Source organism: Paenibacillus sp. ACRSA, from assembly GCF_022346845.1.
In the GTDB taxonomy this organism is placed as follows: Bacteria; Bacillota; Bacilli; order Paenibacillales; family Paenibacillaceae; genus Paenibacillus.
Map to the genome: position 1 here is coordinate 22,176 of NZ_JAKRNP010000016.1, position 25,439 is coordinate 47,614.

The 25,439-nt window shown below is 44.8% G+C and carries 23 protein-coding genes; 14 read left to right on the top strand and 9 right to left on the bottom strand.

What is annotated here, in order from left to right; all coding sequences use genetic code 11:
- Nucleotides 1-52: 52 nt before the first annotated feature.
- The 5 genes from MH215_RS25945 to MH215_RS25965 all read right to left on the bottom strand — a co-directional run bounded on the left by MH215_RS25945 (nucleotide 53) and on the right by MH215_RS25965 (nucleotide 7,113).
- Entirely contained in the window at nucleotides 53-2,455 is a 2,403-nt protein-coding gene (locus MH215_RS25945) for an ABC transporter permease (RefSeq protein ID WP_239293895.1), read from the bottom strand.
- 3 nt (nucleotides 2,456-2,458) lie between these two features.
- Nucleotides 2,459-3,217, bottom strand: coding sequence for an ABC transporter ATP-binding protein (locus MH215_RS25950; RefSeq protein ID WP_239293896.1), 759 nt, complete (start codon nucleotides 3,215-3,217; stop codon nucleotides 2,459-2,461).
- A gap of 316 nt (nucleotides 3,218-3,533) precedes the next feature.
- Nucleotides 3,534-4,976, bottom strand: coding sequence for a sensor histidine kinase (locus MH215_RS25955; RefSeq protein WP_239293897.1), 1,443 nt, complete (start codon nucleotides 4,974-4,976; stop codon nucleotides 3,534-3,536).
- A gap of 19 nt (nucleotides 4,977-4,995) precedes the next feature.
- Complete coding sequence (locus tag MH215_RS25960; protein WP_239293898.1) at nucleotides 4,996-5,694, bottom strand: response regulator transcription factor; 699 nt, start codon at nucleotides 5,692-5,694, stop codon at nucleotides 4,996-4,998.
- A gap of 237 nt (nucleotides 5,695-5,931) precedes the next feature.
- The gene (locus MH215_RS25965) at nucleotides 5,932-7,113 is read right to left on the bottom strand and encodes a hypothetical protein (protein ID WP_239293899.1); all 1,182 of its coding nucleotides are present in this window, start codon (nucleotides 7,111-7,113) and stop codon (nucleotides 5,932-5,934) included.
- A gap of 345 nt (nucleotides 7,114-7,458) precedes the next feature.
- Here MH215_RS25965 and MH215_RS25970 point away from each other — a divergent pair, with 345 nt between their 5' ends.
- Nucleotides 7,459-7,992 carry a GNAT family N-acetyltransferase gene (locus MH215_RS25970; protein WP_239293900.1) on the top strand — a complete coding sequence of 178 codons (534 nt, stop codon included), beginning with the start codon at nucleotides 7,459-7,461 and terminating at the stop codon, nucleotides 7,990-7,992.
- Between the two features lie 168 nt (nucleotides 7,993-8,160).
- Here MH215_RS25970 and MH215_RS25975 read toward each other — a convergent pair whose 3' ends face one another.
- Nucleotides 8,161-8,979, bottom strand: a complete 819-nt coding sequence (locus MH215_RS25975; RefSeq protein ID WP_239293901.1) for an AraC family transcriptional regulator — start codon at nucleotides 8,977-8,979, stop codon at nucleotides 8,161-8,163.
- 242 nt (nucleotides 8,980-9,221) lie between these two features.
- Between MH215_RS25975 and MH215_RS25980 the strand changes: the two genes are divergently transcribed.
- Together MH215_RS25980 and MH215_RS25985 are read left to right on the top strand one after the other, a co-directional pair.
- Entirely contained in the window at nucleotides 9,222-9,998 is a 777-nt protein-coding gene (locus MH215_RS25980; RefSeq protein ID WP_239293902.1) for a sugar phosphate isomerase/epimerase family protein, read from the top strand.
- Nucleotides 9,999-10,055: 57 nt separating this feature from the next.
- Nucleotides 10,056-11,075 (top strand): Gfo/Idh/MocA family protein, encoded by a 1,020-nt coding sequence (locus MH215_RS25985; RefSeq protein WP_239293903.1) that lies wholly within the window; start codon nucleotides 10,056-10,058, stop codon nucleotides 11,073-11,075.
- A gap of 267 nt (nucleotides 11,076-11,342) precedes the next feature.
- On the opposite strand, the gene MH215_RS25990 is transcribed toward MH215_RS25985, so the two are convergent.
- Both MH215_RS25990 and MH215_RS25995 read right to left on the bottom strand, forming a co-directional pair.
- Nucleotides 11,343-12,293: an aldo/keto reductase gene (locus tag MH215_RS25990; protein ID WP_239293904.1), complete on the bottom strand. Its 951-nt coding sequence runs from the start codon at nucleotides 12,291-12,293 to the stop codon at nucleotides 11,343-11,345.
- 293 nt (nucleotides 12,294-12,586) lie between these two features.
- Nucleotides 12,587-13,591 carry a Gfo/Idh/MocA family protein gene (locus MH215_RS25995; protein WP_239293905.1) on the bottom strand — a complete coding sequence of 335 codons (1,005 nt, stop codon included), beginning with the start codon at nucleotides 13,589-13,591 and terminating at the stop codon, nucleotides 12,587-12,589.
- A 119-nt stretch (nucleotides 13,592-13,710) separates the two neighbouring features.
- Between MH215_RS25995 and MH215_RS26000 the strand changes: the two genes are divergently transcribed.
- The 3 genes from MH215_RS26000 to MH215_RS26010 all read left to right on the top strand — a co-directional run bounded on the left by MH215_RS26000 (nucleotide 13,711) and on the right by MH215_RS26010 (nucleotide 16,129).
- Nucleotides 13,711-14,547 (top strand): AraC family transcriptional regulator, encoded by an 837-nt coding sequence (locus tag MH215_RS26000; protein WP_239293906.1) that lies wholly within the window; start codon nucleotides 13,711-13,713, stop codon nucleotides 14,545-14,547.
- Between the two features lie 154 nt (nucleotides 14,548-14,701).
- Nucleotides 14,702-15,118, top strand: a complete 417-nt coding sequence (locus MH215_RS26005; RefSeq protein ID WP_056693109.1) for an Rrf2 family transcriptional regulator — start codon at nucleotides 14,702-14,704, stop codon at nucleotides 15,116-15,118.
- Nucleotides 15,119-15,679: 561 nt separating this feature from the next.
- Nucleotides 15,680-16,129 carry a nuclear transport factor 2 family protein gene (locus MH215_RS26010; protein WP_128103634.1) on the top strand — a complete coding sequence of 150 codons (450 nt, stop codon included), beginning with the start codon at nucleotides 15,680-15,682 and terminating at the stop codon, nucleotides 16,127-16,129.
- Between the two features lie 213 nt (nucleotides 16,130-16,342).
- On the opposite strand, the gene MH215_RS26015 is transcribed toward MH215_RS26010, so the two are convergent.
- Nucleotides 16,343-17,713: an MFS transporter gene (locus tag MH215_RS26015; protein ID WP_239293907.1), complete on the bottom strand. Its 1,371-nt coding sequence runs from the start codon at nucleotides 17,711-17,713 to the stop codon at nucleotides 16,343-16,345.
- A 206-nt stretch (nucleotides 17,714-17,919) separates the two neighbouring features.
- Between MH215_RS26015 and MH215_RS26020 the strand changes: the two genes are divergently transcribed.
- The 8 genes from MH215_RS26020 (at nucleotide 17,920) to MH215_RS26055 (ending at nucleotide 25,361) form a co-directional block, all read left to right on the top strand.
- On the top strand, nucleotides 17,920-18,243 hold the full coding sequence (locus MH215_RS26020) for an ArsR/SmtB family transcription factor (protein ID WP_239293908.1): 324 nt from the start codon (nucleotides 17,920-17,922) through the stop codon (nucleotides 18,241-18,243).
- A 315-nt stretch (nucleotides 18,244-18,558) separates the two neighbouring features.
- On the top strand, nucleotides 18,559-18,747 hold the full coding sequence (locus tag MH215_RS26025) for a hypothetical protein (RefSeq protein ID WP_082560303.1): 189 nt from the start codon (nucleotides 18,559-18,561) through the stop codon (nucleotides 18,745-18,747).
- A 115-nt stretch (nucleotides 18,748-18,862) separates the two neighbouring features.
- Complete coding sequence (locus MH215_RS26030) at nucleotides 18,863-19,783, top strand: helix-turn-helix transcriptional regulator (RefSeq protein WP_239293909.1); 921 nt, start codon at nucleotides 18,863-18,865, stop codon at nucleotides 19,781-19,783.
- A gap of 24 nt (nucleotides 19,784-19,807) precedes the next feature.
- Nucleotides 19,808-20,806 (top strand): C39 family peptidase, encoded by a 999-nt coding sequence (locus tag MH215_RS26035; protein WP_239293910.1) that lies wholly within the window; start codon nucleotides 19,808-19,810, stop codon nucleotides 20,804-20,806.
- A gap of 13 nt (nucleotides 20,807-20,819) precedes the next feature.
- Nucleotides 20,820-21,842, top strand: a complete 1,023-nt coding sequence (locus MH215_RS26040) for a hypothetical protein (protein WP_239293911.1) — start codon at nucleotides 20,820-20,822, stop codon at nucleotides 21,840-21,842.
- Between the two features lie 223 nt (nucleotides 21,843-22,065).
- Nucleotides 22,066-22,248 (top strand): aspartyl-phosphate phosphatase Spo0E family protein, encoded by a 183-nt coding sequence (locus MH215_RS26045; RefSeq protein ID WP_239293912.1) that lies wholly within the window; start codon nucleotides 22,066-22,068, stop codon nucleotides 22,246-22,248.
- 326 nt (nucleotides 22,249-22,574) lie between these two features.
- Nucleotides 22,575-24,278, top strand: coding sequence for a DUF6138 family protein (locus tag MH215_RS26050; RefSeq protein WP_343224613.1), 1,704 nt, complete (start codon nucleotides 22,575-22,577; stop codon nucleotides 24,276-24,278).
- Between the two features lie 33 nt (nucleotides 24,279-24,311).
- The gene (locus MH215_RS26055; protein ID WP_239293913.1) at nucleotides 24,312-25,361 is read left to right on the top strand and encodes a hypothetical protein; all 1,050 of its coding nucleotides are present in this window, start codon (nucleotides 24,312-24,314) and stop codon (nucleotides 25,359-25,361) included.
- Nucleotides 25,362-25,439: the final 78 nt, after the last annotated feature.

Here is a 25,439-nt window from a genome sequence, read left to right on the forward strand (position 1 = left end):
CTTTCGTCCCTAATAAGGAGGCGAGAGGGCTTCTTCTGTTTCTTTATTTTTCTTATTCAATCACCAGATTGCGCGGAGAGGAATGACGGATAACTCGTGAAGACACCCATGAACCATATGCTGCGGCAAGTATGGTAAGGCAGGCGAATAATAGGATTCCAGCCCAGTTCAAAATAAGGGGAAGCTCTACGATTCCGTATCCAGAAAGGACAAGCTCCAGAAGAACAGGTAGCACATATATGCCTATGACAATTCCTAGTATGGCGCCCACGGACGACAACACGACAATGCCCATGGCAATCGACAAACGAATTTGGCTTGACGTTAAACCAATGGATTTATATATGCCATACGTTCTGGTTTCCTTACGAATGCTGATCCGGCATGTGCTAAAGATAATGATAAATGTAACTAGAATAAACAGTAGCCCGATTAGAGTCATCGGATAGACCAGAATGTCTGCCGCTTCAGCATATACGGAATCAAGCAGCGTTTTCTGGGTAACAACAGAAGTAGAATCCTTGAATTGCTCATTCAACGCATGGACAACAGGTTCTACTTGAACCGGATCCTTCACATTGATAAAAACAACATCCACATCATTATAATTGGAATTCACGCTATGCATCGCATCCATGGTGATTCGTCCGGAGACGGACATGTTGGCAATGGCTTGATAGACACCCGTGATCACGAAAGTACGTTTCTTTCCTTCAATGTAGATATCAATGAGATCACCGAGATCCTTATGATACGTTTTGGCTATATTTACACCGATTGAAATTTCATTCTCCAGCCGAGGATTAGATCCTCTTAGATTCTCAAACCCAAGCTGATCATAGCTCCCATCCAGCACACTTAGAAACAGACTCGTGGATTGACTCTGCGGATTGATCGAAGTGTCAGGGCGGATGACCCCGGATGTATTCCCTTGCCAGCCCACATTCTGGATGCGATTATCTTGTTCTAATACTTGCTCTAGCTTATCTAGGGAAAAATGACTCTTATTCACCACTACGGCTGCGATGTTGGCATTATCATACCCCCATTTAGCAGCTGTCTGGTATATCCCACTGACACTCGTTACAACGACATAACCAAGAACGAGTACAGCTGATGCCATCATCGTGAGTAGCAGTATAAGAGCAGAGCTACGTATGTTCTTCATCAGATTACGAAAGCCAATAACGACAGAGACTGGATATCGTGAGAACCCGATCGCACGGAAGAACGTTGTATTCATCCGTTGAGCGATGCGAATATGGTCAGCTTCGGACATCCCATAACGAATGGCCTGCACAGGTTCAATATGTCGTGCTTTTTTGGCATAGAGCATAACGAACAAGATGACCATAGCGAAGAGAAATGCACCAACAAGCAGTGCTGCACCAATTCCCTGCACTGAAATATCGCCACCACCAGCTCTGAGCGAGGACACCGAGATACTGATTAACGGTTTGGATATCCACACACTTAGCATAAGCCCAGGAAGAATGGCGACTAGAGATAATATGGCGTATTGTATAACATACGTGCCAATCATCTTATGGGAAGTCAGGCCTAGCGATTTGAGGATCCCGATCGTTTTATAGTTAGCCAAAATTGCATCGGAGATTGTGAACCCAATCGTAACGAGAGCGATAACCAGCATCACGACGCCGAGGAAAATCATAATGAACCCAATAATCTGATTAATAATCAGATAGAAGGAGGATATGCTTTCAAATTCCATCTTAGTCTCCAGAAAAGGGACGTCATGCTCAAGGTTATACTTCTCCCAATAACGTGAATTCGTGCTGTAATCATCAAAATGAATACCGAACATATAATTATCATTTCCTGCGAGTGTCTGAACATCATGTTGATAATCTGTTGGATTCATCCAGACCCGTGCAGTATTGGTGAATGGGGCACCGTAAGGAACATCTACGACAATATCGGAAACCTTCAGATTGAGGTTAGTGGAGCCTGCTCTGAAGCTTATCGTATCGCCAATTGTGATATGGTATGAGTTAGCCATTGAGGTAGGGATCCAGACCGAACCTTGCTCAGGCAAAATCGGTTGCAATCCGCTGGCAAATATGAGTTTATCCACATCCCATGGGGGAGCAGGCGTATTGATCATGTATAGATAGAGATTTGGGATATCCAAGCCGTCAAACGTAATTCCTGACAGTGTCCGGTACTGTAGTAACGGAGAGACATCAATGTGTTCTTGTGCATGCCACCAACCATATACATCCTGAGGATCATTCAGGTCTTTCTCAAAAGTGAGAATCTGATGGGAGCCATGGGCACGATCATGCATTTCCTTAAATAAATTGCCGGTATTCGCCAGAATAATGACGGCTGTTGCTACAAGTAACGTGGATAAGAGAATGAGGAGCGTGCTAAATCCATTTTGCGTTTTGTTTTTCCGGAGGTAAGAAAGACTCAATCGCCACATGATCGTCATATGCTATTCCTTCCTCGACACAAAACTGAAGATCATCGATTCCCGATCTTGGACCTGCTCTTCGTCATATTTGCTGAACTCCAGAATACCTGCTACCTTACCATCTCGGATGAAAATAATTCGGTCTGCACGACATGCAGCCTTAATATCATGAGTAACCATAACGACCGATTGTCCCTTGCGGTTGATATCGCTCAAGATATCTAGGACAGCCTGGCCGTGCTCATAGTTCAGACTACCCGTGGGTTCATCTGCAAATAACATATCAGGTGAGTTAATTAGTGCACGTGCAATGGCAGCTCGTTGTTGTTGTCCACCGGACGTTTCAGAGGGAAGGCGATGATGCTGTTCATTGATATCCATGGCTGTCATCAATTGACTTGCTCTGGCAGTGACCTCACTCCTCTTGGAACCGGCGATATAACCAGGTAATGCGATGTTTTGTTGGATCGAGAGGTCTGGGACAAGATTGATACTTTGATAGATATAACCGATTCGACGGGTGCGGAATTCAGACATTTCCCGTTCGGTATAAGCGTCAATGCGTTGATCCCGGAAATACATCTCACCTGCGGTTACCTGATCCAATCCGCTTAGCAGGTACAACAGGGTAGACTTGCCTGAGCCCGAGTTGCCCATGATTACGGTGAAATCGCCTTCGTATATATCCAGATCAACATTACGTATAGCATGATACTGCTCACTACCCGTATTGTAGGTTTTGCATAAGTTTTGAGCGCGTATAATGGCTGTCTTGACCAAGAAGATCACTCCCTATGATTCATTTTAATGTCAGTTCAAAAAGGGTGGTTTTCAGTACCGAGAAGATGGGATGAAGATAGAAATGGAGTAGCTTAGCGTAGGGAAACTACGTGAGCAACTAAATTGTTTCCAAAGGAAACAAACTTCGTAAGCATCCACTCATTTCGGCTGAATCCCATATTCGACGCTGATGGTGCCGCAAGGCATCCTTCGTAATCAAAAGCGTATTCTTTGAACTACCTCTATTAATTAGTTTAAGGGAGACACATTGAGGAAGTCTTATCTAATTATGAATAAAGTATTACATGGTCATTAGTTAACATATGGGCAGAAGAATTTGAAAAATCGTACCTTGTCCTTCTTTGCTCGAAAAAGTGATCTGACCTCCATGTGCTTCAACAATACTCTTGCAAATGGATAGACCAAGACCCGTTCCCTCCTGTACATACGAGTTAGAAGGAGAAGTCGCGCCCTTAAAATATCGTTCAAATATAAAAGGCATATCCTGAGCCTGGATACCTTGCCCTGTATCTGCAATAGTCAGTTTAAATTGTTCAGCATTCAGCTCGGTCATAATCCGAATCGTATCTCCGGGAACGGTATGTTTAAGAGCATTGAATACGATGTTGGATAGAACCTGCTCCATTCTCGTCGAATCAATCTGCATAAGTACATTAGGAATCGATGCCGGTGCTTCATAATTAAGACCCTTCATTTCCACCATGTGTGCAATGGGCTGTAACATATGTTGAAAGGTGGCAAGGCTGTAGACTTCGCGAGGCTCGACCGAGATCTGACCTAGCTCCTGCAAAGCGTGAACAAGCAGATCTTCAACCAATCTAGCCGTTTTATCCGTATGGGTTCGCATGACCTCCATATACTCCATCAATGTTTGTTCATCGGAACACAGACCTTCCAAAATAGCCTCTATGTATGCTTTAACGGTTGTAATGGGGGTTTTGAGATCGTGCGATATATTCGTAATAAGCTCTTTCTGTGCTCGTTCCTGACGTATACGCTCTGTACTCAGATGCATAATCTCCGCGCGCATCAGATCAAGCATAGCGTATAATTCACCCATTTCATCTACTCGGGAGTATTGAATAGGCTGATCGTACTTCCCTTTGAGAATGGACTCGGCGTGTTCTTTCAACTGGCTGATCGGAGAGAGCAGGTGCTTATTGAGCTTTCGTTGTATAGCTATGAGACAAATCCCTAGAATAAGGGCGGCGCCAGCTAACGTGACCATGACCCAAAAGGCGGAGGTGGGCGGTTGGTCAACCACAACCATAGATAGGGGGACTGTAAAGATGGCATTGCCGATCTGGCTTCCTTGTCGTTCATCAATGACTGGAAAGGTTATGTTGAGTGATTTCTTTTCATCCATAACCTGTGCCGCTTGATTCAGATCATAATGCAGTACAGATTGAAGATTCAGCTGCGTGCCCTCCAAGGAAGGGGTAGAAGATACGACCACGACACCATCCAATCCAACATAGGTTAGCCCCACCCCGTTCTCTTGCGCCAGAGATCTCAAATGACCCTGGGTTACCTGATCCGTTAACTGCGGTTGCTTCTGCTCAAGTTCAAGAAGAAGGGGATTAACGGTAAGCCGTACCTGATTGATGGATAGATTGAAGTTGTTATTTTGTCTGTCCAGAAGCAGATTTACAAAAAGAATTAGACTGCATGTAATCAAAGTGATTAGCAGAATGAAGGATATACGTAGCCAACGTGTAGACCACATATGCAGTGACATTTCAGTGCCTCCCTTTGGCTTACTCATGGTTGAACTTGTAGCCGACACCCCAAACCGTTTTCAGAAGACGAGGTTCGGAAGGGTCTGCTTCAATTTTTTCTCTTAATCTGCGGATATACACGGTAACGGTATTCTCGTCTCCATAAGCAGCGTAACCCCAGATCGCATCTAGAAGCTGCGACTTTGAGAAAACCTGGTTTTTGTTGCTCGCTAGATAGTAAAGTAACTCAAATTCTTTGGCAGAGAGGGAGACCTCTTGATCATCTAACGTTACTTTGTAGCCCTTCTTATCAATGACGAGGTTAGACAGCCGCAACAGATCGGTAGAGACACGTTCCGTTGTCAGACGATCATATCTGCGGAAGTGTGCGTTGATCCGAGCCAGTAACTCACTGAGCGAGAAAGGTTTGGTCATATAATCATCAGCGCCAAAGCCTAACCCCAGCACCTTATCCGTATCGCTGCCTCTCGCACTTAATATTAATATCGGAATATGGTTACGGCGCCGAATCTCACGGCAGACCTCAATCCCGTCCAGATCTGGGAGCATAATGTCTAGAATGATGTAATCTGGCTGCAGCATATCCATGATGTGCAATCCATCTTGACCGTTATTGGCAATCGCAGCTTCGTAGTTGTTCTTGATCAGATAGTCTCGTAGAATGCGTGAAATATCCTGTTCATCTTCAATAATGAGAACTTTGCGTTTAGATTCCATGGCTATCGCTCCAGTTCGTAAAAATATGAATGTTCCTGCTATGTATGAATTAGTAAGAGGTTGGTGCTAGGCATACTACGTTTAACTATACAGGTTTGTTGGAGAGGCGTCATGGGGGAGTTCAACGACTTCAACGGTTGCACAAATAAAAAACCGCCACCTGTTGGAGTTTGTATCGTACATACATTTTCCGACGAGATGGCGGCTCTTCTAACGATATTGCTTATTCATAACTTGTTAGTAATCTATTCGTGTCAGGTCGTAATTCATGATCGATTTTCCTGTATAGTCCACTACAATAAAATGGGTCCTGTTGTCGAGGAGCTCGTAGTTTGCAATATTATAGAAATCCTGTTCTGTTTCAGAGAAGGCTTTAATTACATTCAGATTGGTTGAGTCCAATATGTTGATTTCGTAATGCCCTCCTTTTTTAACTGTGAACATCAGACTCTGCTGATCTCTTGAGACTTCAATCATTCTCAGGATACGGTTATACCCTGTAGCGATGGGCTTGTATGATTTGTTTGCCAGCAGTTTACCATTTGAATCGTACAGCTTTAATGAATTATTTTTGCCATCCATAAAAAGAAGGCGATTCTGGAGTGTGAATATTTCAGTTCGTTCGCTTACATATGGAAGTTTTTTTGTCCATTTTAATTTCCCTTTAGGATTGTAAGCTTTGAGTGTCAAGCTGTTCTTAACAACGTTTTGAGTAACGAGTGTACCATCCCCCAGCACGTTGGCCGGAATGAATGATATTCCGTTCTTCGCTGTAACGATTTTTTTTCCTGTAGCAAGGTTCAATATGTATGTATTAGGGTCATCACTATAGGTTTTGGCAAATACATAGTCACCTTCTATACCCACGATGGAATACGGCAATGTATATTTTTTGGTTCTCCGGCCATTAGAGTCATAGTGGTATAAGGTGGCTTTATAATCTTTGGAATGCGAAGCGACATACAGACTTCCGTTTTTACCGGGATACATGTCACTCTCATAGGAATGGTATGCAACATCTTTGTTGAAGGGTAGAGTACCCGTCCATGTCTTCTTACCGGTTGCTAAGTTCATGGCACTGACTTTGTTGTTCTTGTCGAACATGAAAATGTATCCGTCTTCTGAAGGGACAAAATCAAAATTTTCAAGGATAGACCATCGGAGAGTCCCCGATAAGGGATCTATATTTTCTAAATAACGTTTCCCTCCAACAATTTTATAACCAAGTAGGCTCTGATTACCTCGGGAATCCACAACGACCCCAGGGATTATATTCCAAGGGAGACTCCATTCCCCCTTGTCAATGTTGTACACCCATTCGGGCTCCGGAAGGTCTTTCGCCTCAGCGGAATTGCCTAATACCAATAGTGGGCTAATCAAGCTGGCAATAAGCAACGATTTAATAAGCGTCCATTTCAACGTGCAACAACTCCTCTAATATAGGTATTTTATACTATATCACATAAGGAACATTTTGGAATAATATGTCGAATTATCATTTGCGTTATTTCTTGGACAATTGTAGAACCGCATACTTTTGGCGAAAATAAAGATGATATGTTCTACCTCTATAGAAAATATCAATCTAAGAATAGAAACATTTAATGATCACCTGTAAAAGATGCATGCTACAATGACAAAAACATATAATTCTTAGTTCATAACTAGGAATTTTATAAGAGTACTCTTTTTAATCTGGAACTTAATCACGAATGAACGATGAGCGACTTATGGATCCTGTGAAATTATAGAGGGGGATTAACATTGACAACCAACATAACTGTGGAGCTGGCGCAAGAGAAAGATTATGCGGAGATCGTAGATGTGCTTGTGACGAGTTATACCGAATATGAGCATGCGTTTAACGATAAGGAGCGCTGGGATAAGTATATTGGGGAAATTAGAGAATCACTTCTTAACCCGTCTATCGCACAATTATGGGTAGCTCGGATAGATGAAAGCATTGTGGGCACAGTCCAGTTGTTTGAGACAGCTCAAAAAGCATATGCCGGCTTCGAGTCGCCGATTGATTATCCGTTTATTCGCTTACTTGCCGTTCATCCAAACTGGCGGGGACATGGTGTTGCGCGGGCATTGCTTGATCGGTGCGTCGAATCCGCCAAAGCGTTCAATCGTGATTTTGTATATTTGTATACGAGTCCTAGTATGCTTAATGCCGTAGCGTTGTATCGACGGTTTGGTTTTGAAGAAGATCCGGCCTACCATATCGGGAATGACGAGTTCGGTGCGCTCTGCTTCAGATATCCTACACATGTTCAACAAGTCGAGAGTGTGTAGCTATTTAGTTGGAGAAGAACTGAACCTGGAAAAATGTCTAATACTATCGTCAAAGTGACTAGAATAGGACGACACCTAGCCCTACCTTCTAAACTTTAGCTTATTTGATTAAGCTAGCTTAGAGGAGTAAGGCTCTTTGGTGCGTTTAAGGAATGTCTTAACCTTAGTTCAAACGTGCTCTAGATCCAATGGTGGATGGGACTGCGATTCCCGATACTCCGCAGGTGACATCCCGAAGTGTGTACGGAAGACCCGATGGAAATAGGAATAGCTTGCGAATCCACAGGATTCCGCAATATGTTCCAATGTCATTTCACTGTATTTCATACGCTCCAGTGCAGCGTTCAGGCGAATCTCGATTGCATATTGGATCATGGTCTGACCATAGTGCTCCTTGAACAAGCGTACCGCACGCGATAGGCTTAGTCCCGCGTATCGTGCTGCCTCTTTCAGTTTGAACGTTACGGTGGCATGCTCCTCGATGAAACGTTTCAGTTTGAGGGCCGAGGAGACGGAACGGTCGGTCTGAATGTTTTCTTTGATAGCACGGTCAATGTACAGGCATAAGCCACGAAGGAGTGCATCGTTCAGCTCTGCGTTTTCCTCCAGGGGGCCACGACGCTTTTCAAGCAGCATGTTCCGCCATAGACTAACCAATTTGTCATCTAAACCGATTCGGCTGAGGGTAGGTCGCGCTGTTTGCCCCCACCAATGATCGATCCAGCTTCCCTCGCAAAATAAATAGTAATCCCCACTAGATAATCGTCCCTCTTTATGTGGCTCTTCTACAACAAGACGATAATCATCCCCAGGCTTAAGCAAGAGAAGATCGCCACTGGTCATCGTAAATTCCTCATCTTGGATATAGATCTTACATGTGCCTTCGGTCTGCAGACGGAACAAAAAGCTCTGTAAGTTGCCCCTCATATTATGATTAAATGCTTTGTAATGGTAGGAGTAGTCGCAGATCAGTACTGTAGTTTCCATTGGATGTAGTCCTCCTATATGTAGGTGTAGCATGATGCTCAAGAATATGATTCATTCACGTTCATACCGTAAAATTCACGGTTGGGGTTAACATGGAAATTCATGTTAACACACATCAGAAAAATTTGATCAAATAGTTCATGGTTTGACGATATTGTATATGTTCATTCTAGCCTGTTTTGAGGTAGGATGAAACCAGATAGAGCAATGAAAGCAAATTCTAGAGCAGAGGTGTAGATATCATGGGAAAACGTAATATTGGATTGCAATTGTTCACACTCCGCGATGAGACTGCAGCAGATTTCCGTGGAACTTTGCGCAAAGTAGCTGAGCTTGGTTATGAAGGCGTGGAGTTTGCTGGTTATGGAGATATTCCTGCCGAAGAAATGAAAGCGCTACTAGACGAACTAGGATTGAAAGGATTCAGCAGCCACGTTTCACTGCATGCAATGCGTGAGAACCTGCAACAACAAATCGATTACCTCAAAACGATTGGGGCTCAATATATGATCTGCCCGTACTTGATGCCAGAAGATCGTCCAGAGGACGCAGAAGGCTGGAAGAAGCTATTTGCAGAACTTCAAGGGTATGGGGAAGAGGTTACGAAGCAAGGGTTGACCTTTGGTTACCACAACCATGATTTTGAATTCCACGGCCAGGTTGGCGAAGAGAATGCCTTTGACGCGATGTTTACTCAAACGACACCTGAGTCCGTACAGGTTGAGATGGATGTATGTTGGGTTCAGTTTGCGGGACAAAATCCAATCGAGTATATTAATAAATATGCGGGACGTTTGCCGCTGCTTCACTTGAAGGATTTCAGCAAAGACGAACAGGGTCAGATGAAAACACTGGAACTGGGACAAGGTTCGGTTGATCTGCCAGCCGTGATTGAGGCAGCTACCAATGCAGGTGTAGAGTGGCTGATTGTAGAACAGGATGTATGTCAGAATCCACCTCTTGAAAGCGTAGCCAATAGCTACAACTGGCTGAAACAGAACTACTTGAACCAATTTTAATCAGAGCATTAAGCATTCATACTAGAATAATCAACTTGTTAAAGGAGACATTTGTACATGAGTAAAATTAAAGTTGCTGTATTCGGCTGTGGAGCCATTGCCGAGCGCAGACATATTCCAGAATACGCTGATAATGAAAATGTTGAGCTTGTCGCTTTTGCCGATCCGATCGTAGAGCGTGCAGAGAAAATGGCTGAAACTTATGGTGGTAAGGCATACTCCAGCTATGAAGAATTGCTTGCTAACGAAACGGTTGACGCGGTAAGTGTATGTACACCAAACTACCTGCATGCTCCGATGGCGATTGCTGCGGCGAACGCTGGTAAGCATGTATTGGTAGAAAAACCGATGGCTGTATCGACCGAAGAAGGCGAGCAGATGATCGAAGCTGCTAAGAAAAATAACGTATTCCTTATGGTAGGACACAACCAACGTCTGATGCCTCCTCACGTAAAAGCGAAGGAAATTCTGGATTCCGGTAGACTGGGTAAAGTATTGAATTTCCGTACTTCCTTTGGTCACCCTGGACCAGAAGCATGGAGTGTGGATGGCGCTGACAGCTGGTTCTTCCGTAAAGAAGAAGCAATCATGGGAGCTATGGGCGACCTGGGCGTACACAAATCGGACTTTATCCGTTACTTGCTGAGTGATGAAGTATCCGAAGTTGCTGGATTCATCAGCACATTGCACAAAGAGGGTACGAAAGTAGACGATAACGCAACATGCCTGCTGCGCATGAAGAGCGGTGCAATTGGTACTTTGGTTGCTAGCTGGACGCAATATCGCGCAGGAGACAACAGTACTGTACTTTGGTGCGAGAATGGTGTGATGAAGATTGGTACAGTAGAGGGTGACGAGGTTATCGTTGAATTGACGAACGGTACAGTTGAGACTTACAAAGTAGGCGCTATGGCTACCAATGAGAAACAAGTACCAAGTGGTGTCATCGATGCATTCGTAGAATCTATTGTTACGAACACACCTCCAAGCATCTCTGGTGAAGAGGGTCTGCGTTCCTTGCAAGTCATCCTGGCTGCCTTCGAATCGGAGAAAACAGGTCAGATCGTAAAACTGTAATACTGTAAACGCATGGTTATAATACAGGCAAAAAGAAATAGGCATTCATGATAGTTTATCCCATTTAACATTTATGTCATGAAATATATCAAAAAGGCTCACTTCCCGTGCTTCTGGGAGTGAGCCTTTTTGTTTCAATAGAAGCTACGTTGAAAGTAAAATTATCCCCGGATCTTTCCTTTATAGAGGAGAGAATCCGAGGATAACCCTAACTTTTAGAATGAAGCTTTATTATATTGGCAAGTGTACTTCTTCTTTTACAGCATTCTATAAAAGCGATGGCTTCTCATCACTGCCAAGATCTAACCAATTCACTTCTTGAGTGGATAGGGAGATGCGTGATCCCTCGTTGCAGGACAGCAGCTCTGCCTGGTTCTGAGCACCGATAAGTGCACACGTTGGGAAGGATTGATTCAATACATACGCAAGTGCAATCTGAATGGGCGTTGTATTTTTGGCTACAGCCAGTTGCTCAGCTCTGTTCAATCGTTCCCAGTTGCCGTCACTATAGAACACACGAACCAGATCTGCATTATCCCGTACTTCTGGTGTGAAGCGACCTGTGAAGAAACCACGAGCCTGAGAAGACCAGGACAACAAAGGCAATTGTGTACGTTCATGCCAAGCTAGTGTCTCTGCATCTGCGGATACACAGCCTGCCCAGAAGGGCTCATTTGCTTTGGCAAGACTGAGATTCGGACTGCTGAACGTAAAACCTTTCAGGCCATGGGATGCGGCATAGGCATTGGCTTCCTCCAGGCGCTGCCAAGTCCAGTTGGATGCACCAATCGCACCAATTTTCCCAGCTTCAATGTGCTCATTCAGCGCTTCAAGAATCACACCAACAGCAACATTAGGGTCATCGCGGTGCAAGGCATATAACTCGACATGAGGAGTCTGGAGTCGCTCCAGGCTCGTCAGGAGATCGCTGCGAATCGCATCAGGATTAACGCGTGGGCCGTCTTGGTTGTGGTGAGCACCCTTGGTCAGAATAACAATCTCATCACGGTTCCCGCGCTCCTGCATGTAACGTCCAAGCACTTCTTCACTCTGTCCTCCGCAATAGATATGAGCAGTATCCACGGTGTTCCCACCGATGGACAGAAACGCATCCATATTGGCAGCAACTTTCTCATAAGCGTCATGTACAAAATAGTCCGTGCCTTTAATTAAGCGGGAGATGCGTTTACCTGCACCATCAATCGTAATAAATTCCATATTCACACACCGTCCTTATATATCGTTCGTGTTCTGGCTAAACCCATATTTGAAACTGTGATGCCGTTAAGCATACTTTGTAATCAAAAGCAGACTTTCTGAACAACTCTTAAAGTGCGTGTTCAAAAAGGGTGGTTTTCAGTACCAAGAAGATGGGATGAAGATAGAAATGGAGTAGCGGAGCGTAGGCAAAACTACGTGAGCAATGGACATTTCGGCTGAATCCCATATTCGACGCTGATCATGCCGTTAGGCATACTTTGTAATCAAAAGCAACCTTTTTGAACAACCTCTTAAAGTGTGATTCTTGTATGTTCTTCTGCTGAGCGCAGGCAAGCTTCAAGTACCTTCATGTTGGCTACGGCATCTTCAGGTGCGAAGCGCATTGCTTCACCATGTAGTACAGCACGTGCCATATCATCTCCTTGAAGGGAATAGTGATTCACTTGCGGAACGACAACCTCTCTACGATCTCCACCTGAAGTGACGTAGAAGTTAGATCCTGCATCTGGATTGCTGATATAAGCAGAAGGTACTTCGATTCGTCCATCTGATCCGAGAACCTCCAGCGTATTGCGGAATGCAGCCCACATGCTGCTGTCAAATGTGACCCCAACCTGGCCATCGAACTCCAACAATCCTGAAGCCATCATATCCACATGGTCATGTTCAGGAGAGAACATGCCGATCACCGTTGCTGCAGTGGGCTCCTGCCCAAGGATTAGACGCGCAGCACTGATGGAATAACAGCCGATATCATAGAGGGCTCCGCCACCCCATTCCCGTTTGAATCGAACGTTACCAGCCGAGCCGGAATTGTTGAATGAAAACGTACTGTGAATCCCGCGAACTGTACCGATTTCACCGCTAGCGATAATCTCCTTAATCTGATCATAACGTGGATGATGGCGATACATGAGTGCTTCGGCAAGTTGTACCTTAGCATCCGCACAAGCCTGAACCATTTCCTCGGCTTCCTTCGCAGTCAGCGCAAGTGGTTTCTCGCACAGAATGTGCTTACCTGCTTCTGCAGCGCGAATTGTCCATTCCCGGTGCAGATGGTTCGGGAGGGGGATGTATACTGCATCGATAGAGTCATCTGCAAGTAATGCTTCATAACTGCCATATGCTTGATCTATACCTAGTTGGTCGGCAGTCTGTTTCGCTTTTTCTTCATCCCGACTAGCAATGGCAGTGACCACGTTTAGCTCGGATTGTTGCAGACCCGGAATAACGGAGCGTACAGCAATGCTAGCGCTACCAAGAATGCCCCAACGCAATTTACGATCTGAATTCATAGTTGTATTCCTCCTGTGTATGAATGTATATTGTGATTATATGAGATACCTGAATGAATTAAAATGATAATATATTGATTATAGTTAACACAAAATTGTTGATTAAGGAGAACCGGTTTATGTTACGACAGACAACGCTACTGACCCTTCAAAATATCCCCTATTTTTGTTATCCCGAGTCGATTGGACACTATACAGAACACCCCCAACACAACGTTTGGCGTGAGACAGGTGCACTCAATAACTTCAACATTCACTACGTTGCCGCAGGTAAAGGGTACGTTGAAGCAGATGGTGTCTTGCATGAGCTTCGCGCTGGACAGGCTGTCCTGTATTTTCCGCAACAGCAGCAGCGATATTATAGCAGCGAGGATGATCCGTGGGATGTACGTTGGGTTCATTTTTATGGAGATCGGTTGCATGATTATATGATTGAGCGAGGCCTACACCGTAATCTGTTGTGGACGCTGCGTCAGCAGGCTCCGTGGGAAGAAGCACATCTGGCGCTGCTCACCGAAGCGGAACAGAATCGGATGTTGCGACCAGCCCAGTTGTCCACGCTCACCTATGCTGTATTGGCTGAATTCGTTCAGCATGCTGTTCCACTGAAAAATACACGTACAAGCAACGCCGAAAGCCGTGTGCTAGCCTTACTTCCACAGATGCAGCAGGAGGCTTGTCAGCCATTCTTGCTACAGGATTGGGCTGATCTAGCGGGAGTAAGCTCGTATTACTTTTGCAAATTGTTCAAGAGTGCTGTAGAGATGACACCGATGGAGTTCATTACACGTTCTCGGTTACAGATGGCGAAGCAATGGTTATTAGAGCGGCCAACCGCCAATATTGGACAGATTGCGGAAGAGGCGGGGTATCCGAATGCCAGTTATTTTAACCGTCAGTTTATGGCCAGAGAAGGCATGACACCTACGGATTACCGAGGCTTATACCATAGTTAGTAATAAAGAGGTTGTTCAAACTGAAAACCGTACTTTTTGAACACGCGCTTAAAGTGAGTTAACCCTGCGAAGCTGGAGAAGATGGGAAGTTTGACACTGCGTCTAATCAGGTCTATTATGGATAAATTAAATCCGTATATAATGAGGTGCCCTCATGAAATATTCCAAAGCTACGAATTATGCATTGCATACAATGCTGCATCTTGTAATTACCGAACCAGAGCAGTTGGTTAGCGTACATCAGCTGGCAGAGCTTCAGAAAGTATCACCTACTTATCTGTCCAAGATCTTGACCAAACTCGTTAAAGCAGGGATGATCGAATCGACCTCGGGAGCGAATGGAGGCTATCGTCTGAGTCGAAAGAATCCAGACCCTTCTTTTCTTGAGATTATTCATGCCATTGAAGGGAAGGCTTCTTTGTTTGAATGTACACAGAACCATAACGACAGTTGTCTGATCCAAAGGGTGATGGTGCATGCGGAGGAGCAGATGGAGGACTATTTGAATAATCGCAAAATGTCGGAGCTAGCTGCAGAGATGAAGGCATGGCATTCTTCCCGAACAGAGTAGTAGAGTCTGGACAAGAGGATCGTTCAATACTCCGGCCTACTCTAGATCGCTAGATCAGAGCATACGATTATACAGGCTGATAGACTGATATCTTCGATCACAGATTTATGGGCATGATGCATGAAGCAGGTATGTAATTCTTCATAGCGGTTGAGCATTAATTGCAAACCAATAGAAGTCTTAACAAAAAGGTCTAAGCGCAAACAGATAAATTTGCTGTTTCTCTTGGGCTTTTTTTGTAGGGCGAGTCTGAAAACTCCGAAGGACGCAGATTTTGCCGAATTTTCGTTCCAAGCCAGGAAGTTTACCGCAGGTGTACCGGGGTACGTCAAGGGAAAGTGACGCAGCAGGGGGCGAAAATGGGGTAAAAGATCGACTTCAGCGAGTTTTCAGACACGGCCTAGGCAAGGATGTTTCAACTTATATCCGAGATGGGTAATATGCAAATGTATAGTCTGTCGTTGTGCCTGGTAGGAACCGGATGGTACAATGAATAAGAATTTTATTGCATACATAGCACGAATGATACGAACATATCTTACATCTCTGGAGGAACAACACATGAGCCAATCAACCATCACTGGACTGGAACGACTGCTTGCACTGGAGAGCATTAGAAATACCAAAGCACGCTATTGCCGCTTTATTGATACCAAACAGTGGGACGCACTGGGTGGAGTTTTCGCTCCAGATGCTGTAGCCGATTTTAGCACAGAAGGTAACCCTATTCCTGTATTGAATGGTCGAGATACAATCGTACAAGTATTCCGGGATCTCGTCGATGTAGCGGTGACGGTGCATCATGTACATAGCGCCGAAGTAGAATTTGTATCCGAGAACGAAGCAAAAGTCATTTCACCAATGGAGGACTGGGTGACTTTCCCTGAAGGCAACGAGAATACATCATTTCACGGGTTCGGGCATTACCATGAGACATTTGTGAAGATTGACGGAGAATGGTACATTCAGCATACAAGTCTGAAACGCCTTCGTCTGGATATGTTTGAATAAGAAAAAGATTTGATCTTTATTTGGTTTTTCATCTGGATTAGAAATCACAAAACGCCATGAGTACATGATATGTACTTATGGCGTTTTGTTATGTATATCTACGAGCGAGAACTCGCGTTACATTGTAAAAAGCCAGGTGAATTCCCATATGGAATTCCCTGGCTTAGAATGTCGTGTGCAGTAATTATATTAAAAGGTGTTCACGTTTTAGAATCAGGCTGTCGTTTTCTTGCGTGATTGCATCCGTAAGTACAACTGAGAGAAGATCACCGCTGCAAGTGCAACGACTGTCATGCCCCAGAAAATACTGCTATATGCGGAGGACAGTGTCCATTGTTGCATAGCCGTCAAGGCAACACCTGTAACAGCTACACTGAAGGCGCCGCTGAAGAACTGGCTTAATTGGAACAGCCCCATGCCTGCACCAACTTGATCCATTGTTAGGTTGCCAGACAGTTCATTGGACACGCTGGTTGTTAGCGCAGAGAAGCCCACACTAAGCAAAATGTATACCGCCATGATGGCGTAAATGCTGTTATGTGCAAATAGGGCGAACAAGCCAGCCGCTGCTAACAACAACCACGGTGCGAATTTCAGCAAGAGTGTATTACCATGTCGGTCAATCATGCGGCCGATCCGATTGGACAGCAGCATCGATACAACTGCACCCGGAAAGATGACTAAGCCAGATTGGGCCGGAGTCAGTGCATATAAATGAGCCAGAATCTGTGGCAGTAGGAACAAGGTAGAGAAATTATTAATGTACGATACAATACCCAACGAGCTGAGAATCATATATTTTTTGTCACGGAACAGTGCAGGCTGCACGAATGGATCCACTGCACGGCGAATGCGTAACCAGAATAGCAATAACGCAGCAACGCCCACGACAATGGTTATCCATTCTCTTGAGGTGAGGAATAACAGAATGCCTGTTGTACCAATGGCCAGCAGAAGCGCACCGAGCAAGTCAAACGAACCTTTTTTCGGCATCTCACTTGGGAGCAGTTTGAAGAATACAGGGATCAGGAACAGCGATAGCCCAGTAACGATAAATAGATCATGCCACCCTAGAAACTGCGTAATACTCCCGCCGATAACCGGCCCAAGTCCAAGACCAAGAGAGCTGGCAGACATAATAACAGCCATTGATTTTCCGCGACGCTCACTTGGGATATATCGAGTAATAAGAACGATAGCTAGTCCCGGAATCGATGCCGCACCCATCGCCTGAATCAAACGCGCAACGAGCAGAACAATAAAATGGTTACTGAAAAAACCGAGCACTGACGCAGCGCCGAGCAAGGTAAGCCCGGTAGTAAACAAGGTACGAATCGGCACAAAGTCTGATAGACGTGAGAATGTAATTGAAGAGATCGCAAAGACAATAGAATAACCTGTAACAATCCATGATGACGCAACGGATGAGAGCGTAAATTCGGCTGCGATTTTGGGCAATGCGAGATTGAACATCATCGTGTTCATCACGACGAGTACAACCGTGAAGCCAAGCAAGCTGACAATTAACCTTTCTTGTAGTCCAGAGGTTTGTTCTCCGGATGATGCAGTTACCGTGCTGTTCATATAAAACCTCCTGTAATTTGTGTTTTGCAACATTTCAGAAACTACGTGTAACATTTGCAAAATGTGATATGATGTTAACCCCTGCCTAACCGCATGGGTACATTAACGTAATGAATAAATAAAGTTCGATTGGTATCGAACTTTAGAAATATATCATGAATCTGTGCTAAAATACAATGGATAGTCTGAAAAAAGGAGACTACAGAATGAAAATATTGCATCATCCTCAAGTGGAGGATATTCAAATTTCTTCCGTGTTGTACGCTTTAAGTGATCCAACACGTCTTGGTATTGTTGCAGAGGCCGCTAGAAGTGGAGAACAGCCTTGCAGTCATTTTCATGCGCCTGTTGTAAAATCGACCATGTCGCACCACATTCGAACGTTGCGAGAAGCAGGCGTTATTCGAGTGAGAGTACAGGGAACGCAGCATTTCCTGACCTTGAGATCGGAAGATTTGGAAGAACGTTTCCCAGGGCTGTTAGAGCCTTTATTACAGGCAGCATCTCAAACGAATAGCGACCACGCCTAGAATCTGTCCTTTCTTCAAGTCGAAGAGGGGGCATTTTTTTATTGTATTCCATTCGGATGTGTCTTCGATCTCGCTTTAAGGGTATCTTGCACCGCGTTTATGCAAACTGCTGCGACATTCTGTGTCGTATCATGACCTCTATAATAATAACGTTGAACAGAATCAATTTCATAAACCCTTTAGGTGCTTCAATCCAGACGACATATAGATTAAAACGATTCAATTTGTCTATATCTCGTTAGATCTATTCCCTTTTGGAGAGTTATGAAATTGATTCAACACACCAAAAACTTATTGAAAAGAGGTCTACGAACGTTGGCAAAAACCAAAAGAGGACGCGTGCTGTGGAGTCTTCCATCTAGGGGACGCGGAACATGTCCAGTATGCGGCAGTACACGTATCAAATTGTTGTATTCCCAAACCAAAACAGATGGAACGATGTTGAAAGTATGCAAGAAATGTTCAAAAGCAGTGCAGTCCAGAGTGGATCAGGTGACTGTATAACACAGCGCAGCCTGTTCGATCGAACAGGCTCTGTTGGTGTACCAGACAGGATTGGAATTCAGCAGAATGCTCTTATAATAGAAGGAGTGAGCTTAAGTGAAAAGGAGGTGGGAAGATGAGCAATATGCATCGTATTCACTGGTTTGACGAGCAGATTCGGAGTGGGCGTTTTCCTAATAGTGGCTGGCTCGCACGAGAATTCGAAATCTCGCGTCGACAAGCGCAGCGGGATATTGAATATATGGCAATCTCCCTACGTGCTCCTTTATTATACATAGCGAAGTACCGTGGATATTGTTATGAGGATCAGACTTACCGTCTGCCCCATTTATATATGACTGAGGAAGAGCAGCAGGTGTTGAAATATCTGGCACATCGCTATCGGCATTACGATTATGAGCAGGCAGATTCGGTGAAACGTGTCGCGCATCTACTTGAACGTTTTACGTTGGAGGAACATCCTACAGGGCAAAGGAAACTTCCCGTATTTACAGCACAACCGAAACAACTGCAATGGGTTGAATTGTTGACCCATGCCATAGCTGATTCGTGCCGAGTGCACATTCATTATAGGGATCATAGCGGGGAAAGGCAGCTCTCCCTGTGCCCTCTCAAGTTGATCTCACAGTTTAACGCCGATTATGTTCTTGGTTATGAAACCGATCCTGTACAGCAAATGACCATTCGGTTGGAAGGTATCATTCATATGTCAGTCTCGGAGGAGAGGTTTGAATACAAGGCTGATGCTCTGCTCAGTGGGTGGGAAGAGCCATTGCCAGTTCGTAAACCGTTCGTAGCGGAGATTCGTTTGAAGGAAGGACAGCACCTTGAATTATGGCATGGATATCCGATTCGGGATCGGCAGGATCAGATTTATTTTATTGAATTTCATGATACGGATGCGTTCCTCCAGCATTTGTTTCGTAGCGAGTGGGAGGAACTATTGTCGCCAGGTTGGCTGAGGAGAAAGCTTCAGCAACGTGCAGAGCAATTATTGGATAGATTAACGGTTCAGCGGGAAGCAAACGTGGAATAGACAGCGTAGAAAGGAGGTCGTGTCTTGGCTGAAGTCATGTTAGATCACTTCATGATGAAACGGGAATCCAAATCGTATGTGGATGGCCTGCATGCCATATTGACCCATACGGGTCAGTTCCAAGGCTCCAAATATATGCTCGCTGGATACACAGGTATGGCTTTTAAACTAGCAGTGCATCAGCAGTTACTTCCCATGTCAGTTACAGCCTATGGACAGTGGGGAGAAGCGCATCGGCCCGGCATTGATAACCTGGGTATCTTCACCATCTGGGATGGTGGCCGTACACGACATTCTACGTTCAATTATTACCAACAGGATGCTGTGAATTGGGTGAAACGTAGTCTAGATGAGGGTAGAGGCGTAATTTACTGGATTCCTGAATTCGGTGTCATTCACGGTTATGATGACGATGACCAAATCTTCTATGTGCAGGATGGGTGGAGTGAGGAATCCCAGATACTACTGTATGACAATTTTGGGCTGAACTTCACAGGCTTCTGGTATTGTCAGATATTCGGAGACCAAGTCCACATAGCAGAACAGGAGATGGTATTGGAGTCCTTACGACTAGCGATAGAGGATTGGGATACTCCTTATCGTCTGTTGCCTGATCGTAATATTGCTTCTGGCAAGCTGGCTTATGAGGTGTGGGTGCAGGCACTGCAACGTACAGATTATGATGCATCAGGAGCAGCTTATATTTTGGATGCCTATTGTCAGTCCCGAACTGAGATTCAGAAGTATTTGCACGATGTACAAGGGTTATGGGACGAACTGAATCAGGCGCACATATGTTATGAACAGATTGGAATATTGATCCACGAAATGCAAACATGCATCGTTCAGCAAGAAGGCAGAAGGATTCTACGCCAAGACACAACCGAGAAGCTGGCACAAGCATTGTTGAAGGCGAAGGCGCTGGAGGAGCAAGCCATGGATTATTTTCGAATAATCTCCTTCCGATATCCTGATCGTAAACGCTCTACAGTACCAAGATGGGGAGCACATTCAGCCAGATAGGAGGGAAGTGGGAGTGATGGAATCCAAGGTCATATTGAACGAATTGATAGCGCCTGTGCCGAATCAGTATATATCAGATGATCAGAGACGACGGCGGGTCAACAGCTCATATTCGGATGTATTGTATCGCATTCTGCAGCATCAACGATGGGGTGATTTCACTCATGACATGATTGCGGGAATGACAGTCAGTGGTTTTCGATTAGTGGTTGATCGGCGTCTAACCGCAGAGTCGATCTCGGCATACAATTGGATGGCAGAGAATTTTGTAGCAGCTGACTTCATTGGTGTAACGGCGAGCCAGGCGGCAGGTTTTTCATTTGAACCCACCTTTCCACTGTATCAGAAGCAGGCGTTGCATGATATCAAGGCAAGTATTAACCGCGGGGTGGGAGCTATTCTGTGGCATAATCAATTTGTCATTGCTGCTGGGTATGATGATACCGAGCAACTGATCTATCTTTGTGATTGTGAGGGACAGGAGCTGCAGCCCCTACCATATCATTCTTTTGGACAAAATGAATCGCCCTACTGGTATTATCAAGTACTGGAGTCTCATCAATCGGTGGATGTATGGGAAGTCTGCAAGGAATCGTTAATCCAGGCTGTCTACAAATGGGAAACTCATGACTACATGTTGCCGCCCCAAGATTATGCCTGCGGAGCAGAAGCTTATACGACCATTGCTGCAGCGCTACAGTCAGGAACGTATGACACGGTTAAGGCGGCAATTGTCCTACGCTATTATGCAAAATCTAGACAGGATATCGCCTCGTATGTGGCAGCACTGGAGCATCTGTCCATACATATGGATCGGGTCATACGGGAATACACCTTACTCGCAGAGCATTATTCCAACATCGTTGAGGTGATCAATGACTACTCCGCATGGGATGCAAGAGAACCGCAAAGTGTACAAAAGGTGATTGAGCAGATTCAAAGGGCAGGGGATAGAGAGCAACAGGCTATAAATGCTATTAAAAATGCCTTCCCTGAAACGATTGGTAATCGTTTTGCAGATATTGGTTTGAGATAAGCAGAGGATGCACATGCAAAAAAAGGATAGGCATAAGAGCCTATCTTTTTTTAGTTTTTACTCCATACTCACGTACACACCTATCATACGTATTTCACCCTTAATCAGAAAAATAATACAAAAATTTGATTTTGGGGTAATCCAAAACGATCCGTATTCCGAATATTATAATAGATGGTCTTTTTTGGATGAACAATACTGAAGGACAACAGGGGGCGGGAGTATGGTGCAGAATCCGGAAACCATTCAGGAATGTATTGAAAAGGCGAGACAGCGACTCTACCAGATTGCAAATCAGTACCCGGATCTATGGCATCCCGAAGTGATTCGCCAATCCATGGTCTTGGATGAACTGATCAATGAATATAACCAGGCAACCCGATTGAAAAAAACGGTAAAAATATAAGCTGGAGAGCATGCCGCAGAAAAGAGAAAGCATACCTATTCATGAAAATAAATGTAAGCGATATCAATATTAGCTTTATATAAGATGAACTATATCTAGACGAGACCGGAGAGGACAGAAATAACCATAACAAGCGGAACGTTCTCCAGAACAACCGTACGTAAGTCTCATTGTTTCGGTCAGTCATATGAGAGTAAAATAATAGGTGATAGACGTAGGTTAACACGCAGATATCAAGGATGGTCTAGAGCCAATCTGATTGTATAAGAGGAAGTAGATGCTGTAAGAGAAGAGTACATAACAGATAGCGAAAGGCAGGAGAACAAGTGACTATAACAATTAGTGAAGCCATTGAAGAGATGGTTGCAGAGATTCATATATGGTTTGATGAACAGGCGAAACGCACAGATCTGGACAGTATTGTGCAACGAACCACGTTGCAGATGGGGATTTTCAATGATATTTTGCTAGATTACAGACCTGGACGAACAACGGTAGATAGTGCCGATCTAGATTTGGATGATAGTTTTACATCGAAGAATGCAGGCTTCCTCACACCGGAAGAGGTACGTACGGTGATTCAACCGCAGCTTGTGGAGGTGGTTAAAGGCAAGTTGGAGCAATGGGCACATACACCGTTGATTGATTACCATTTTACCTTCCGTGGGAAATTCCCAACCACCGAAGGCAAGCTGCACCTAACATTGCTGGATTATGTCCATGAAGAGAAGAGACAGCAATTACTTGAACGTGTTCATTCCTATGTAGACGAGAAGGTGGAGAAGGGTACATATCCCACGAAGCCACTACAATCGTTTTTCTTGACACGTCATCTTCTTGACGTGAACCTGTTTCCTGTATTGGATGTGGCGCGAACGATAGCGATCTTTAATCGGATTCAGGAGTTGAATAAGAGCCGTCCGGAGGCACTCGCGGAGCATCGTAGGAATATGATCCATGCTCTAACAGATTGGGCTGAGAATCAATTTTTGCCCCAGTATTATGATATTCAAACATCTACCTACCGTGCGAATGAGTATACGCTCAAGCCAGGTGCAGTACTAGAGCAGCAGGAGACCCAGCATCTGGATGAAGAAAATGAGAACCAAGAACAACCCTCGCAACCGATTGATCTGTTATTGTATGGAGCGGTTATGATTCTTCGGTACGAACCGAGCTACAGTAAACCTAGAGGTCTTACCTTCATGGAGCTTGCCGTGCAACTGGGCAGTAAACGAGCAGTACGTATGATGGATGAGGGTAGTGGAACCTTTGCCAAGGAAGAAATCGTTGTGAAAAATAAACAGGTCGAGTGCAAAGCAAACGATGTATACTCGCTCGTCACCATCCACATACGCCAGGAAGAAGCCTCTGCCTATGAACAAGCTCTTACATTTATTATTCACTTACTGGAACGGGGATTTCCGAAACATTATAAAATCAAATTGAAATCTAGTGATAAGCAATATTTACCGATCAAAGGGCTGGCCAAGTCCGATACCCATCGTTTCTTCGCTAATGCACTGCAATATGCAGAACTGCATCCGCTTCTTGAGCAATATGCCCGTAAGGCGATTGAACAATTCGAATTTTATGCAGATACAGAAGGGGAAATGAACTGTATGACGGGCAGCTACGCAACTTTTGGGCTGGGACTCACAGATGAGCAGTATTTTCCATTAGTTGTGCACTACATGGATCATGTGGATGATGAGCATCAGCTAGTGCAGGATAAGTTCATCACTATGTTTGCCGAGAAATATGGTGTTACCACCCACTCTGCACCTATATTAGTTCATTGTCTACGCCGTGCTACAGATCGTTTGAAGCTGAAAATTCTGCCTGAGCTGGAAAGTGAGGACAAGCTTGCTCTGCTTGCACAGCAGATGAATGGCCTACAGCCTTACGAGGTTGAGCATGTGCTGTATCCAATCTGGGGCAAGGTCGAGAAATTAGCCACGCTGGCTCGTAAGGCGGATGGAAGACGTAAAGAGTTACTGCTTGAACTGTTGCAGGCTGCTGGGAAATAAACGGGTAAGCTCACCAACCAAGGAGGATGAGGAATGGAATCGTTGCAGCGAAGCGTATGGGTAGGTTTATCTACTCCAGAGAAAGAGGAGTGGATGCAGACGATCGTTCGTAAGCTACCAGAGCAGATGAGATATGATGGCCTACAGACATTTGAGCGGTATGGTCAGCGAACAGAGACCGGTGTATTCGTCTGTGGTGGGCAAAAGTTTGTATTTGTCCCAGGGGATCGTGTAACGCTTGGTTGGGATGGCTGGCAGGAAGGGATGAACGAAGCAACGTCTACCGATCTGCTTGAGACGGTGAGTGAGTATGGCATAGAGGATGTGGACTCGTTTCTCAGCGATCAGATGTCGCCTGTAAGGGAAGTAGAGATTGCCCCGATGCTGGTAGAGTGCTGTGCCCATTCACTTGGTTGGATCAAAGTGACAGAAGAAGAGGCGAGGAAGCAGGGCGATCCTGATTTTGCAGCAGCGTTGGAGGAGTTCAAGCAGGGGAAGCTGAACGAATATGAACAATATCAACAGTTTCGCTTGGTTCGCCACGGTGGAGATATCCAGATCTTATGGTTCAATGAAGATTTAACTCTGGAAGATCTTTTGGAGGAAACAGTGGAAGAGGAATTTGGTGTGCTTACCGAGGACGAGTGGGAGTATCTGTATGGAGGCGGATGCCGCACGTTATTTCCTTGGGGCGACAGCTTTGATTACACCTTAAAATTAAAGCACTTTGGTGACTTACAGGAAGCGGACAAGCTGATGGGCAATTCCACTGAACCTCCTCCTGCCTTGGTAGATGAGGCTGACCGACCCTATGATCTAGAGCTACCCAATTTCTTTGGGGTGCAATTTGTCGGTGATCCCTATACATACGAACTTACACTGGATGACGATGGAGATATGCAGCCCAAAGGTGGAGACGGTGGTTCCATGATCTGTGGTGGTATGGGGCCATTAGTCGGCTTTCTCCCCGCTGCTGCTGTATTTTATCGTGATACCAATGCAAGTGACCTGGACTGGGAAGATATGATGGATTGTATGCACTACAGGAGAGTGATTCGTTTAATAGGGGGTGCCCATTCCTAGACTGGCTTAGGATAGTGTATTAGGGCAGAATATGCTTGGTTCCAAAAGCACATAAAACAAAAGCCATACCCGTTAAGG

Excerpts from the sequence above, each read along its gene's own strand:
- MH215_RS25980 (WP_239293902.1), top strand. The coding sequence starts at position 9,222 with ATGGGAAAACGTAATATTGGATTGCAATTGTTCACACTCCGCGATGAG.
- MH215_RS26020 (WP_239293908.1), top strand. The coding sequence starts at position 17,920 with ATGAAAATATTGCATCATCCTCAAGTGGAGGATATTCAAATTTCTTCC.
- MH215_RS25995 (WP_239293905.1), bottom strand. The coding sequence starts at position 13,591 with ATGAATTCAGATCGTAAATTGCGTTGGGGCATTCTTGGTAGCGCTAGC.
- MH215_RS25955 (WP_239293897.1), bottom strand. The coding sequence starts at position 4,976 with ATGTCACTGCATATGTGGTCTACACGTTGGCTACGTATATCCTTCATT.
- MH215_RS26015 (WP_239293907.1), bottom strand. The coding sequence starts at position 17,713 with ATGAACAGCACGGTAACTGCATCATCCGGAGAACAAACCTCTGGACTA.
- MH215_RS25990 (WP_239293904.1), bottom strand. The coding sequence starts at position 12,293 with ATGGAATTTATTACGATTGATGGTGCAGGTAAACGCATCTCCCGCTTA.
- MH215_RS26010 (WP_128103634.1), top strand. The coding sequence starts at position 15,680 with ATGAGCCAATCAACCATCACTGGACTGGAACGACTGCTTGCACTGGAG.
- MH215_RS25945 (WP_239293895.1), bottom strand. The coding sequence starts at position 2,455 with ATGACGATCATGTGGCGATTGAGTCTTTCTTACCTCCGGAAAAACAAA.
- MH215_RS26000 (WP_239293906.1), top strand. The coding sequence starts at position 13,711 with ATGTTACGACAGACAACGCTACTGACCCTTCAAAATATCCCCTATTTT.
- MH215_RS25960 (WP_239293898.1), bottom strand. The coding sequence starts at position 5,694 with ATGGAATCTAAACGCAAAGTTCTCATTATTGAAGATGAACAGGATATT.
- MH215_RS25975 (WP_239293901.1), bottom strand. The coding sequence starts at position 8,979 with ATGGAAACTACAGTACTGATCTGCGACTACTCCTACCATTACAAAGCA.
- MH215_RS25985 (WP_239293903.1), top strand. The coding sequence starts at position 10,056 with ATGAGTAAAATTAAAGTTGCTGTATTCGGCTGTGGAGCCATTGCCGAG.
- MH215_RS26055 (WP_239293913.1), top strand. The coding sequence starts at position 24,312 with ATGGAATCGTTGCAGCGAAGCGTATGGGTAGGTTTATCTACTCCAGAG.
- MH215_RS26005 (WP_056693109.1), top strand. The coding sequence starts at position 14,702 with ATGAAATATTCCAAAGCTACGAATTATGCATTGCATACAATGCTGCAT.
- MH215_RS26030 (WP_239293909.1), top strand. The coding sequence starts at position 18,863 with ATGAGCAATATGCATCGTATTCACTGGTTTGACGAGCAGATTCGGAGT.
- MH215_RS26045 (WP_239293912.1), top strand. The coding sequence starts at position 22,066 with ATGGTGCAGAATCCGGAAACCATTCAGGAATGTATTGAAAAGGCGAGA.